Here is a 12,362-nt window from a genome sequence, read left to right as displayed (position 1 = left end):
GTCAGCTGCTCTCCTGTCCGGCATCGAGCGAGATGTTCAGCTTCTCGCCGATCCGGCGGTAGCCGATGCCCGCGTAGATCCGCTCCACAGCGGCATCGGCCGGCTCCAGCCACACCACCCGGCAGCCCCTCGCGAACGCGGTCGCGGTCAGATGGGCGGAGAGCGCGGCGCCGATGCCGCGGCGGCGGAAGGTGCCGGCGACGGCGAGACCGGCCAGTTCGGTGAGGCCGTCGACCGGGACCGAGCAGCCGCCCGCGCCGGCCGGTACGCCGCCCAGCAGGGCGAGCGCCGCCACTCCGCCGCCCGCCACCGCGTTGCGCAGCCATGCGGCTTCGCCGCCCTCGGGCTCCCCGGTACCGCCGTAGCCGTGGTGCTGCACGCGGGCGGCGACGTCGAACTCGGTGTCGGTGGCAGGTTCGGCGATGACGAGGGCGTCCACCGGCTTCGGCTCCGCGAGATCCCCGGCGGCGCAGGCCAGGACCGGCGCCAGGTTCTCCACGGTGAAACCGGCGGCGGCCAGAGCGGGTTCGACCGCGGGTGCGCCGCCGCGCAGGTACTCCAGACGCGGCATCCGGCCCCGCTCCCGAAAGGCGGCGATGAGCGCCTGCACATCGGCCGCGGTCGGTTCGGCGTCACGGTCCGGGATCGCGTAATTCGCGTATTTCAGGGACCAGTTCGGGTTGTAGCGGATGGTGAACGGGCCGATCCGGAGATGGTCGGGGGAGCGGAGGGCGAGCGTACGGATGTGGCTCTGGACGTCGGCGTCCATGGGCATGTGCGGTTCTCCTCGATCCGGCCCGGTCCGGTGGAATTCCGGACCGCGGAGCCGGAGCCTATGCCACCCGGGTCGCTCCGGCGAAAGGCATTTGGTCGATCGGCGCGATACGGATCGGTGCTCCGGGGCGCGGTGCGTGGATCATCTGGCCGTTGCCGATGTACAGGCCGACATGGCTGACACCGGAGTAGAAGAACACCAGGTCGCCGGGGGCGAGTTCGGAGCGGGAGATGCGCTGTCCGGCGTTGATCTGGGTGTACGTGGTGCGGGGGAGCGAGACGCCGGCCGAGCGCCAGGCGGCCTGGGTCAGTCCTGAGCAGTCGTACGAGGACGGGCCGGTCGCGCCCCAGACGTACGGCTTGCCCAGTGCTCCGTAGGCGAACGTGATGGCCTCCGCGGCACGGGCGTTGGGGGCGGCCTGGGTGCCGGCGCGCGGGGCGCTGCGATCGGCATGGGCATCGGCGGAGTGTGCGGTGCCCAACTGGTCGTAGGCGGCGCGTTCCGCGGGCGACAGCGTGTCCAGGAGTTTCTGGGCGTCGGCCAGCTTGCTCCTGACGGTCGCCCGGTGCTTCTTCAGTTCGGCCCGGCGGGCGCCCAGCGCCGCCAGCTCCTCGCTCGCCTCGGCACGCAGCTGGGCGATCTCGGTGACCTGCCGTCGCACCCTGGAGACCTCGCCGGCCTGCCGGTCGGCAACCCGGTCCGCGTACGAGGCCCGTTCCAGGTACTGGTCGGGGTCGGAGGAGAGCGCCAGCTGGACGGCGGGGTCGATGCCTCCGGTGCGGTACTGCGCGGCGGCGAGCGAACCGAGTGCGTTGCGGGAGGCGTTGAGGCGTTCGGTCCTGCGGGCGGCCTCGTCGCGCAGCGCGCCCAGCGACTCGGTGACGGTGGCCGCCTTCTCCTTCGCGCCGTTGTACTGCTCGGTGGCGACCTCCGCGTCGTGGTACAGCCGGTCCACCTTGGCCTTGATCTGGGCGGGGGTGAGCTGTGGCTCGGCATGTGCGGAGCCCGGGAGGGCGGCGGCGGTTGCAGCCCCGGCAAGGGCGAGGGTGGCTGCGGTGCGGGCAGCGGAGCCGGTGCGCGGGAGCTGCTTGGGTTTTCGATGAGCGGCCACGGGGGGCGGGGTTCCTTGCTCTCGACTGCCCGTCGGGGCCTACCGGCGGGCCCGCGGAGGTCCGGCGGCGGGGTGCCAACAGGGGGAGCGGCCCGCCACCGGACTCTTCGGCGGGGTGACCGGCCTGCCGTCCGGGTGCGGAGCGGCGGTGAGCCGGTCACCTGGATAGGGACGCTAAACCCGGGACAGGGAGGAGAGACGTAATGACTGCTATTGCCTGAATTTGGCGAGGCGATGTCCTCGAGTGACCGGGAAAACCGCACCGGGTTCAGACAGCCGGTGCAGGCCCGACTGAAATGCCGAGGAGACCCCACCTCGCCGAAGAGTGGTGATATGGCCCCGGCTAGGCTGCGGCCCCATGGACGTACTCATCAATGTCTTCGTCGCGCTGCACATCATCGGTATCGCCTCCCTGCTGGGCGGCTTCCTGACCCAGATGAAGGCGATGGGTGCCGGCACGGCGCGCTTCGTCCCGGCGATGCTGCACGGTGCGCTGACCATGCTGGTCACCGGTGTCGTGCTGGTCGGGCTCAACCAGGCGGACGACCACCCGGTCAACAACATCAAGATCGGCGTGAAGCTCGCGGTCCTGGTCGTGATCCTCGCGCTGGTCTACGTCAAGCGGGACGAGGAGAAGGTCGAGAAGGGCGTCTTCGCGGCGGTCGGCGGGCTGACGGTCGCCAACATCTTCATTGCGACGCTCTGGACCTGAGCCGGTCCTCCCGGCCGACGGACGAGCCCCTGCGGATCCTTCCGAAGGGGCTCGTCGCATGAAGCGCATGGATCCGCGCTGCGGGGAGCGTGCTAGGCGGGCCGCACGCTGCCGTAGATCGGCATGTAGTAGATCGACTCCTCGCGGACGTTCGCCCCCGGCTTCGGGGCGTGGACCATCATGCCGTCCCCCTCGTAGATGCCGACGTGGCTGATGTCGTCGTAGAAGAAGACGAGGTCGCCCGGCTGCAGATCCGCCGTCGCGATCCGGGTGCCGATCTCGACCTGGTCCCAGGTGGTGCGCGGTATGTCGACGCCCGCGGCCTTCCAGGCGGCCTGGGTCAGTCCCGAGCAGTCGTACGAGGAGGGGCCGGTGGCACCCCAGACGTACGGCTTGCCCATCTGGGAGCGGGCGAAGGCGAGGGCCTTCTCCCCCTTCGTCGTCGTCGTGGTGGTGCTGCTGCCCGAACCGGTCCCGGTGCTCGTCCCCGTGCCGCTGCCGGATGCGGCCTGCTGCGCCGCCTCGTCCGCCTTGCGCTTCGCCTCGGCCTGCTGACGGGCGAGTTCCTCCGCCTTGCGCTTGGCCTCCGCCTCCTTCTTGCGCTCCAGCGCCGCGAGCCGCGCCTTCTCCTCGGCCGTCAGCTTCGACAGCATCGCGCGCGCCTCGCCCAGCTTCTTCTGGACGTTCTCCTTGCTGGTCCGCAAGGTGTCCTGCGACTCGGTGAGCGCCTCCAGGCTCGTCACCGCCTCCGCCCGCTTCTTCGACGCCGCGGCCTGCTGCGTACGGAAGTCCGTGACGGCCTTCTGCTGCCGGCCCGCCATCCGGTCCATCAGCTGGTTCTGGTCGAAGTACGACTGCGGGTCGTCGGCCAGGAAGAAGGTGGCGGTCGGCGCGATGGAGCCGGTGCGGTACTGCGCAGCCGCGTAGTTGCCGAGTTCCCTGCGGGCTTCGTTCAGCTTGTCGGCACGCCTGGCCACATCGTCCAGCAGGGCGTCGACCTTGCCCCGCTGTGCGGTGGAGGCCTCCTTCGCCTGGTTGTACTTCTGGGTCGCGGTGCCCGCCTGCCGGTAGAGGTCGTCGACCTTCTTCTGCACATCCTCGATGCTGGGCTTCGGCGAGGCCGGGGCGGCCGTGGCGCTCTGTGTGGACAGCAGGGTCACACCTGCCAGAGCGGCCGTCGTGAGTCCGACAGCGGGGGTGGTGCTGCGCACCCGGGTGCGCGGTTTGCGGTGCGACGCCAAGGCAGGCATCTCCTTCCGTGGACCGCCTACCGGGTTAGCTGTCGGGTTCGGGCGGAACGGAAGGCTGCCCTACGGTCCGAGTGGGGACATGGACCGATTCACCCCGGTTGTGCGTATGGGTCCCCGGTTCCGAACTCCCGTGAAGGCAGCCCGGATTCGGCGCGGGTGCCCGTTTCGGCGTGGATCGCCTCAAGGGAGGACGGGCCGCCCGTCGGAGCACGCTAGCCAACCCATGGTGCTGCTGTGAAGGTTGATGTTCGATATGCCCGATACATTTTCGTGACCTTGGCGACGGGGCGGCGGTACGGGCCCGGCAGCCCGTCCTTCCCTTACGGGACGTGGCCGGACGATCTCCGTACGTGCTCGCACGTCCGCCCGTGTACGCACCGTGCTTCACCATGCGGCCCGCACGGTGTCGGTGCGGCGGCCTAGACTCGTCAAGCGATGAGCAGCCTCTTTGACGACAGCTTCCTGGCCGGCCTCCAGCACTCGGAGGAAGAGCCCCCGCCGCCCCCCGAGGACTCCGCACCCGAAGCGGTGCCGGAGGACCTCTTCGCGGGCGTATTCGACGCGCCCCCGCCACCCCGGGACGCGTACTACCGGGACGGCGCCCACCGCCCCGTCATCGACGCTGCCGCCCTTCTCGACGGGCTGAACACCGAGCAGCGCGCCGCCGTCGTGCATGCGGGGTCACCGCTGCTCATCGTCGCCGGAGCCGGCTCCGGCAAGACCCGGGTGCTCACCCACCGCATCGCCCATCTGCTGGCCGAGCGCGGGGTGCACCCCGGCCAGATCCTGGCGATCACCTTCACCAACAAGGCCGCGGGCGAGATGAAGGAGCGCGTCGAGCAGCTCGTCGGACCGCGGGCGAACGCGATGTGGGTCATGACGTTCCACAGCGCGTGCGTACGGATCCTGCGCCGCGAGTCGAAGAAGCTCGGCTTCACCTCGTCCTTCTCGATCTACGACGCCGCCGACTCCAAGCGGCTGATGGCCCTGGTCTGCCGCGATCTGGACCTCGACCCGAAGCGCTTCCCGCCGAAGGCGTTCACGGCGAAGGTCTCGAACCTGAAGAACGAGCTGATCGACGAGGAGACCTTCGCCGGTCAGGCCGCGGACGGCTTCGAGAAGACGCTCGCCCAGGCCTACGCGATGTACCAGTCCCGGCTGCGCGAGGCCAACGCACTGGACTTCGACGACATCATCATGACGACGGTCCACCTGCTCCAGGCGTTCCCCGATGTCGCCGAGCACTACCGCCGCCGCTTCCGGCACGTCCTCGTCGACGAGTACCAGGACACCAACCACGCGCAGTACACGCTCGTACGCGAACTGGTGGGCCCGGCCGGACCGGCCGACGCCCCGGCCGAGCTGTGTGTCGTGGGTGACGCGGACCAGTCGATCTACGCCTTCCGCGGCGCGACCATCCGCAACATCCTCCAGTTCGAGGAGGACTACCCGAACGCGACGACGATCCTGCTGGAGCAGAACTACCGCTCCACGCAGACGATCCTCTCCGCGGCCAACGCGGTCATCGAACGCAACGAGAGCCGCCGTCCCAAGAACCTCTGGACGAATGCGGGCGAGGGCGCCAGGATCACCGGCTACGTCGCCGACACCGAGCACGACGAGGCGCAGTTCGTCGCCGACGAGATCGACCGGCTGACCGACGCGGGCGACGCCAAGGCCGGAGACGTCGCCATCTTCTACCGGACGAACGCGCAGTCCCGCGTCTTCGAGGAGATCTTCATCCGCGTCGGCCTGCCCTACAAGGTCGTCGGCGGCGTGCGCTTCTACGAGCGCAAGGAGGTCCGGGACGTCCTGGCCTACCTCCGAGTCCTCGCCAACCCCGAGGACACCGTCCCGCTGCGCCGCATTCTGAACGTGCCGAAGCGCGGCATCGGCGACCGCGCCGAGGCGATGATCGACGCACTGTCGCTGCGCGAGAAGATCACGTTCCCGCAGGCGCTGCGCCGCGTCGACGAGGCGTACGGTATGGCGGCCCGGTCGGCGAACGCCGTCAAGCGGTTCAACACGCTGATGGAGGAACTCCGCACGATCGTGGAGTCCGGCGCGGGCCCCGCAGTGGTGCTGGAGGCCGTCCTGGAGCGGACCGGCTATCTCGCGGAGCTCCAGGCATCCACCGACCCGCAGGACGAGACCCGCATCGAGAACCTTCAGGAACTCGCCGCCGTCGCCCTCGAATTCGAGCAGGAGCGGGGCGAGGAGGAGGGCGCGGGCACGCTGGCCGAATTCCTGGAGAAGGTCGCACTCGTCGCCGACTCCGACCAGATCCCCGACGAGGACACGGACGGCTCCGGCGTCATCACGCTGATGACACTGCACACCGCGAAGGGCCTCGAATTCCCGGTGGTGTTCCTGACCGGCATGGAGGACGGCGTCTTCCCGCACATGCGGGCGCTCGGGCAGGTCAAGGAGCTGGAGGAGGAGCGGCGTCTCGCGTACGTCGGAATCACCCGGGCCCGTGAGCGCCTGTACCTGACCCGGGCGGCGATGCGCAGTGCGTGGGGGCAGCCCTCGTACAACCCGCCGTCGCGGTTCCTCGAGGAGATCCCGGACCGGCATCTGCAGTGGAAGCGGACCGGACCGATGGCGGCCCCGGCCGGACCGACCTCGGGGATCACGTCGTCGCTGTCCTCGTCGCGCTCGCGCTCGGGCCCCTCGGGCTTCGCGACCCGGCGCACCTCGGACAAGCCGACGATCACGCTGGCGGTCGGGGACCGGGTCACGCACGACCAGTTCGGGCTGGGCACGGTGACGGCGGTCGAGGGGGTCGGCGACCAGGCGAAGGCGACGGTCGACTTCGGGGACGAGCGGCCGAAGAAGCTGCTGCTGCGGTACGCGCCGGTGGAGAAGCTCTAGGGTCTTTTGTTTGGATCAGGCTGGATCAGGGAGCGGGGGCTGGTGCGTGCAGCTGCAAGGCGGAGCGTCGGTGACTGACGACAACGCGGCAGATGTGCATGCCGGCCCCCGCGAGCCCAGCATGATCCAAACGAGAGGCCCCTAGGGCGGAAGCCGCCCCGGCGGCAGGAGATGCGGCGTCGCCGCCGCTTGCGCCGCTCCAGGTCGCTCAGGTCGGGTCGAGGCCGTGACTGCGGAGCCAGGGCAGCGGGTCTATGGCCGCCCCGCCGCCGGGCCGCACCTCGAAGTGCATGTGCGGGCCGGTGGAGTTGCCGGAGTTGCCGGAGTACGCGATGACGTCGCCGGCCTTGACCGGGCCCGAGCGGATCTTGGTGCTGCTGAGGTGGCAGTACCAGGTCTCGGTGCCGTCGGCCATGGTGACGATGGCCATGTTCCCGTAGGCGTTGTTCCACTGGGTGCGGATCGTGCCGTCCGTCGCGGCCATCACCGGGGTGCCGTACGAGACGGGGAAGTCGATGCCCGTGTGCACGGACATCCAGTTGACGCCCGCCTGGCCGAAGTAGGCGCTGAGGCCGTGCTGCGTGATCGGCAGGACGAACTTGGGGCGCAGCGCCTCCTTGCGCGCGGCCTCTTCCTCGCGCTTCTTCTTCTCGGCCGCCTGCCGCTCCTTCAGGTCGATGCGCTCCTGGGTGCGGCTGGCGCGGTCGGCGAAGTTCTCCGCGTCGGCGCTGAGGTTGGCGAGCTGGGTGTCCAGCTTGTTGTTGGCGGCGACCGGCTTGACGGTGCCGGGGTCGGCGGCCGCCATCGACAGTGTGTCGTCCGCCTTGTCCTTCCCGCTGCCGAGCCCACTGACGGAGGCGGCGGCGATACCGGCCACGCTCATCACGCAGGCGGAGGGGACGGCGACGGTGAGGAGCGCGGAACGCTTCGCGGGGGTGCGCCGCCGACTGCGGCTGCCGCCAAGGGTGCTGGGGCGGGTTGCAGGGCGCGGGATGTCGGCGGCGGTGCGGTCGGCCGCCTGGTGCATGTCCGGGGCGTCGTCGTCGCTGTCGGTGTCCCCGCCGGTGTCGGCGTCCCTGTCAGCGGTGTCGAGACCGGTGTCGGTGACGCTGAACTCGGCGGTGCGGTACGGCTCGTACGGATCGTAGGAACCCTGGTCCCCATACGACTCGTACGGCTCGTGCGCCTCGTACACCTCATGGGTGGTCTGTTCGGGTACGTACGATTCCTGCATGCCGTGCATGGTTTGCGCAGTTTGCTGTTCGTGGTCGGGCGTGGCGCCGGTGTTCCAGGCCGTGGCGTCGTACGCCCCGGTGTCGTAGGCGGCCGTCGCGGTCGTCGCCCACTGGCCGTTCTGCTGCCAGTTGCCCATGTCCCACTGGCCCGACGCGTCCGGGGCTCCGGCCTGCGCGGGGATGCCCGCGGCATCCGGCATCCAGGTCGCTGTGGTGTCGTACTGCGGCTGCTGGGTCCCGTACGCGGCATACGCGTCGTACGCGGCGGTCTGCTGCACGCCCGCGTCCCACTGGGTGGAGTCGTACGGGCCGTTGTATCCGGTCTGTCCGGCGTCGTAGCCGCTGTGGTAGCCGGCGGTGTCGTACGTGCCGTCGTAACTGCCCGGGAGGGAGCCGAAGAGCGGGTCGTTGTCGAAGCTGCCCGTGGAGTGGCTGTCGTAACCGACATACCCGGCGTAGGGGTGCTGGTCGTTCACCAACTTCTCTCTCGCCTCGGCAGCAGGACCTGGGGCCCGGGCGCCCGGTGGGGGTCCCAGGGGAAAGCAGTGGCCGCGACTGTACCCGCCGGTATGCGACGGCGACAATCTTCGTCAGGCTCCGGCCGTTCAGGAAACGGGCAATCGGCCGCCTTTCGGCGGACTGTGCACACAGCCTTGGCTCTATGTTCGAAGCGCGTTCTATTTACGGGCCCGCTCGGGCGGGGCGGGCGGTGACGGACGCGCCTCATCGCGGCGTGGCGACCTTGTGTGTGAGGGTTCCGGTACTTCCGGGTCACCGGGGGCGGATGCCTCCCAGGTGAGCGGCCGGGCCCCGCTCAGGTGAGGGGCGGGCCCCGCTCGGGTGAGGGGCGGGCCCCGCTCAGGCCACCGAGGCGGTACCGGAAGCGACTCCGGAGGCTGCTCCCGGGGACTCGAGCGCCTCACGGATCCCGGCGGCGACCGCCGGGTGGACCGGCAGCGCAAGGTGGCCGATCCCGCTGACGCGTACGTTCTGCGCATCGAGGTCCGGATGGTCGATGCAGGCCGCCTCGGCAGGGATGATCACCTGGTCCAGCTCGCTCCAGAAGCTCACGAACCGGGTCCGGCAGCCGGGTGCGGGCCGGCGCAGCTCCTCGATCGGGGCCGAGCCGCTGCGCATCTGGCGCACGATCGGATGCGCGCTGGCCATCGGGGCGACGGCCGTGCCGCCGTGCGGGGTGCCGAGGGTGACCAGGGTGCGGACCCGCCGGTCACCGCCGAGTCGCTGCACGTAGTAACGGGCGATCAGGCCGCCGAGGCTGTGCCCGACGATATCGACCTCATGGTGTCCGGTCCGGGCGCAGATCTCCTCGATGTGGCGGCCGAGCAGCTCGGCGGCCGTACGGATGTCGCACGTCAGCGGCGAGTAGTTGAGGGACTCCAGATGCTGCCAGCCGTGCCGGGCGAGGGAGCGGCGGAGCAGGACGAACACGGAGCGGTTGTCGATGAAGCCGTGGAGCAGCACGACCGGCGGCCGGTCGGGGGTCTCGACGGGGAGGACCGGCGTGCCGGCGGGTTCGGGGGACGGTTCGGACGGGTGCGAGGGGTCCCGTCGCTCGCTGGTGATGCCTGCGGGGTAGAGGAGCACATGCCCGGCGAGGACGATCAGCTCCAGCGCGGTGGCTCTGAGCAGTGCCGATGAAAGCCAGGTGCGGCGCAGGCATGGCCGCAGCAGCAGCGGTGTAAGGAAAGGCAGGACCTTCATGACCTTCATGGCCGACCTCCTGCTTGGCGCACGAGGAGGCGGCTCCGGTCCCCGTATGCCCTCAGGGGCGCCGTGACAGAGGTGCGGGTTCGGGCTGGTCGGGCCCTGGGCCGACGAGCTGTACCGCCGTCCCGTGCGGCTGGCGGCACGGTGGTACAGCCACCTCGTAGCGGCTCCCCTGGCGTCCGTCCCGCGTGGCGGGTGGTGTCCCGCGATACGGCAGGGCGCCTGGCGAACATGTCCCAGGTGTGATTTCCCCCTCCCGGTCCACCGCGAAACGGCGCGTTGCGGGATGCTGTCGATAACGTTCGTTCACATCCCCGGCCCTTCAGGCACGGGAGACGCATGTGGAGGCAGTGATGGGTGTGACCGGTCCGATCCGTGTGGTGGTGGCCAAGCCGGGCCTCGACGGCCATGACCGCGGCGCCAAGGTGATCGCGAGGGCGCTGCGCGACGCCGGTATGGAGGTCATCTACACCGGGCTCCACCAGACGCCCGAGCAGATCGTGGACACCGCGATCCAGGAGGACGCCGACGCGATCGGCCTCTCGATCCTCTCCGGCGCCCACAACACGCTCTTCGCCAAGGTGATCGAGCTGCTCAAGGAGCGCGACGCGGAGGACATCAAGGTGTTCGGCGGCGGCATCATCCCGGAGGCGGACATCGCACCGCTGAAGGAGCAGGGCGTCGCAGCGATCTTCACCCCGGGTGCGACGACGGCATCGATCGTCGACTGGGTCAACGCGAACGTCCGCCAGCCCGCGGAAGCCTGATTCCGGGGGACGCCTGATCGAGCGGGAGCCCGATCCCGGCGGAACCGACGCCGGCGGGCGGACGTCCCCCTGCGCGCGCCGTGCCGCGCCATGCAGGGGTGACGACGTCCGTGTCGCCGGCCGTCTGCGTTGTCCGCTGCCGGTCTCCCCGGACGCCTGCGTTCTCCGCGGCCGGTGTTCCCGGTCGCCCGCGTCCTCGACAGCCGGTGTCCTCGGTCTCCGGACCGGTGGGCGACCGAACCCGTCCGGGGACCGAGGACACGCGCCGTCGCCCTGTCAGCCCGCCTCCGGCAGCAGCTCCGCGTCCATCGTCGCGCGCAGCCGCAGCGTGGAGACCAGGCGGCGGAACGCCTCCGACCAGTAGCCGGCCGCTCCCGGTGACGCCCCTTCCGGCTCGTCCGGGGTGGTCGTCAGGACCTCCAGGCGGTTCGCCTCCGCCGGGTTCAGGCAGCGCTCGGCCAGTCCCATGACGCCGCTGAAACTCCACGGGTAACTGCCCGCGTCGCGGGCGATGTCGAGCGCGTCGACAACCGATCTGCCGAGCGGCTCCGCCCAGGGGACCGGGCAGACGCCCAAGAGCTGGAACGCCTCCGACAGGCCGTGCGCGGCGATGAAGCCGGCCACCCACGCGGCCCGTTCCGCCCCGGGCAGCGTGGCGAGGAGCTTCGACCGCTCGGCGAGCGACGCCGTACCAGGGCTGTTCGACGGGGGGAGCGAGGGGGCGCCCAGCAGCGCGCGCGCCCATTCCCGGTCGCGCTGCCGTACCGCTGCCCGGCACCAGGCCGCGTGCAGTTCCTCGGCCCATCCGTCGGCGACGGGCAGAGCGACGATCTCCTGCGGCGTGCGTCCGCCGAACCGTCCCGGCCAGGTGAACAGTGGGGCCGCCTCGACCAACTGGCCGAGCCACCAAGACCGTTCGCCCCGGCCGGACGGTGGCACCGCCACCACCCCGTCGCGCTGCATCGCGGCATCGCATTCGTGCGGCGCCTCCACGGCGACGGAGTCGGCGCCGGCCGTCAGGTCAGGGCCCACGCATGACGACGCGCGGGCCGCCATCCGGCCGGCCAGCGCCGACTCCGGCAGCGCGGACAGCAACTCGGCGGCCGTCGCGCGCACATTGCGGCTGCGGTCGGTGAGGGCCTGCTCCAGGAAGGGCTCGTCCGCGGCGGACAGTCCGGCGCGCAACGAGTCCAGGAACATCAGCCGGTCCTCGGCACGCTCCGTGGACCACGTACTGGTCAGCAGCGCGAGCGCGTCGGCCGGATCATGCGCCCGTACGGCCCCGAGCAGGGCGACGCGCTCGGCGAACAGGCCTTCCTCCCACAGCCGGCGCACCGCCTCGGGGGCGGTCACCTCGGGCAGTGGCGAGCCGCCGGACGAGCCGCGCAGGGCGAACTTCCACTCGGGGTTCAGCCCGGCCAGCCACAGTCCGCGCGGCCCGGCGAACGCCAGGGCCTGCGGCCGCAGGTCGGTACGTGCCCGGGCCGCGTCCAGCAGCCCCGGCAGCAGTGCGGCCGGTGCCCGGTAACCGCGCAGATTGGCGGTGGCCAGCCACTGCGGGATCAGCTCCGTGAGATCGGGCGCCGCCCCGCGCCGGCCACCCGCGCCGGTGGGCGCCGACCGGTCGGCGAGCAGCTGGGCGAGCCTGTGCCGTGCAGCGGGCGGCAACGGAGGCCGGGGGTCGGCCGACGCTGTCCCGGGCCGGGCGGCCGCGGCCGCGGGCAGCAGCCCGGCTCTGCGCCGCACCGTGTGCAGTGCCGCCACGTCCAGCAGCGCGACCGGCCCCGTCCCGGGCCCCGTCCCTGACGGCCGCCGATCGGTGCCGAGCAGTGCCGATGTGACGAGCTCTTCCCAGGGTGCGGTGGCACCGGCCGTCGTAGGTGTGCGGAACATCGGTCCTCCTCCAGGGG

9 protein-coding genes and 1 riboswitch are annotated in these 12,362 nt (G+C 71.0%); of the genes, 3 read left to right on the top strand and 6 right to left on the bottom strand.

Annotated features, from left to right (window positions below):
- Nucleotide 1: 1 nt before the first annotated feature.
- Nucleotides 2–775: a GNAT family N-acetyltransferase gene (locus tag OG878_RS16465; RefSeq protein ID WP_328887512.1), complete on the bottom strand. Its 774-nt coding sequence runs from the start codon at nucleotides 773–775 to the stop codon at nucleotides 2–4.
- Between the two features lie 58 nt (nucleotides 776–833).
- On the bottom strand, nucleotides 834–1,886 hold the full coding sequence (locus OG878_RS16460; RefSeq protein ID WP_328887511.1) for a C40 family peptidase: 1,053 nt from the start codon (nucleotides 1,884–1,886) through the stop codon (nucleotides 834–836).
- A 358-nt stretch (nucleotides 1,887–2,244) separates the two neighbouring features.
- Between OG878_RS16460 and OG878_RS16455 the strand changes: the two genes are divergently transcribed.
- Nucleotides 2,245–2,598 (top strand): hypothetical protein, encoded by a 354-nt coding sequence (locus OG878_RS16455; protein WP_277327913.1) that lies wholly within the window; start codon nucleotides 2,245–2,247, stop codon nucleotides 2,596–2,598.
- Between the two features lie 92 nt (nucleotides 2,599–2,690).
- Here OG878_RS16455 and OG878_RS16450 read toward each other — a convergent pair whose 3' ends face one another.
- A complete protein-coding gene (locus OG878_RS16450) occupies nucleotides 2,691–3,848 on the bottom strand; it encodes a C40 family peptidase (RefSeq protein WP_328887510.1) in 1,158 nt (385 codons plus the stop codon).
- Nucleotides 3,847–4,011: riboswitch (cyclic di-AMP (ydaO/yuaA leader) on the bottom strand. (Overlaps the previous gene by 2 nt.)
- Nucleotides 4,012–4,283: 272 nt before the next feature.
- On the opposite strand from OG878_RS16450, the gene pcrA reads away from it, so the two are divergent.
- Nucleotides 4,284–6,722, top strand: coding sequence for a DNA helicase PcrA (gene pcrA / locus OG878_RS16445; protein ID WP_328887509.1), 2,439 nt, complete (start codon nucleotides 4,284–4,286; stop codon nucleotides 6,720–6,722).
- 208 nt (nucleotides 6,723–6,930) lie between these two features.
- On the opposite strand, the gene OG878_RS16440 is transcribed toward pcrA, so the two are convergent.
- Together OG878_RS16440 and OG878_RS16435 are read right to left on the bottom strand one after the other, a co-directional pair.
- Nucleotides 6,931–8,433, bottom strand: a complete 1,503-nt coding sequence (locus OG878_RS16440; protein WP_328887508.1) for a M23 family metallopeptidase — start codon at nucleotides 8,431–8,433, stop codon at nucleotides 6,931–6,933.
- A gap of 382 nt (nucleotides 8,434–8,815) precedes the next feature.
- Nucleotides 8,816–9,679 carry an esterase/lipase family protein gene (locus OG878_RS16435; protein ID WP_328891263.1) on the bottom strand — a complete coding sequence of 288 codons (864 nt, stop codon included), beginning with the start codon at nucleotides 9,677–9,679 and terminating at the stop codon, nucleotides 8,816–8,818.
- A 359-nt stretch (nucleotides 9,680–10,038) separates the two neighbouring features.
- Between OG878_RS16435 and OG878_RS16430 the strand changes: the two genes are divergently transcribed.
- Complete coding sequence (locus OG878_RS16430; protein WP_030914396.1) at nucleotides 10,039–10,452, top strand: cobalamin B12-binding domain-containing protein; 414 nt, start codon at nucleotides 10,039–10,041, stop codon at nucleotides 10,450–10,452.
- Nucleotides 10,453–10,728: 276 nt separating this feature from the next.
- Here OG878_RS16430 and OG878_RS16425 read toward each other — a convergent pair whose 3' ends face one another.
- Nucleotides 10,729–12,345 (bottom strand): DUF5691 domain-containing protein, encoded by a 1,617-nt coding sequence (locus OG878_RS16425; protein ID WP_328887507.1) that lies wholly within the window; start codon nucleotides 12,343–12,345, stop codon nucleotides 10,729–10,731.
- Between the last annotated feature and the right edge of the window lie 17 nt (nucleotides 12,346–12,362).

Origin of the sequence: Streptomyces sp. NBC_00316, assembly GCF_036158715.1 — a bacterium.
Taxonomy (GTDB): Bacteria; Actinomycetota; Actinomycetes; order Streptomycetales; family Streptomycetaceae; genus Streptomyces.
Note: the sequence above shows the minus strand (reverse complement) of the source record. Positions and strands in the feature narration are given on the sequence as shown.

Coding starts and splice junctions, on each gene's coding strand:
- OG878_RS16465 (WP_328887512.1), bottom strand. CDS start 775: ATGCCCATGGACGCCGACGTCCAGAGCCACATCCGTACGCTCGCCCTC.
- OG878_RS16455 (WP_277327913.1), top strand. CDS start 2,245: ATGGACGTACTCATCAATGTCTTCGTCGCGCTGCACATCATCGGTATC.
- OG878_RS16450 (WP_328887510.1), bottom strand. CDS start 3,848: ATGCCTGCCTTGGCGTCGCACCGCAAACCGCGCACCCGGGTGCGCAGC.
- pcrA (WP_328887509.1), top strand. CDS start 4,284: ATGAGCAGCCTCTTTGACGACAGCTTCCTGGCCGGCCTCCAGCACTCG.
- OG878_RS16435 (WP_328891263.1), bottom strand. CDS start 9,679: ATGAAGGTCCTGCCTTTCCTTACACCGCTGCTGCTGCGGCCATGCCTG.
- OG878_RS16430 (WP_030914396.1), top strand. CDS start 10,039: ATGGGTGTGACCGGTCCGATCCGTGTGGTGGTGGCCAAGCCGGGCCTC.
- OG878_RS16425 (WP_328887507.1), bottom strand. CDS start 12,345: ATGTTCCGCACACCTACGACGGCCGGTGCCACCGCACCCTGGGAAGAG.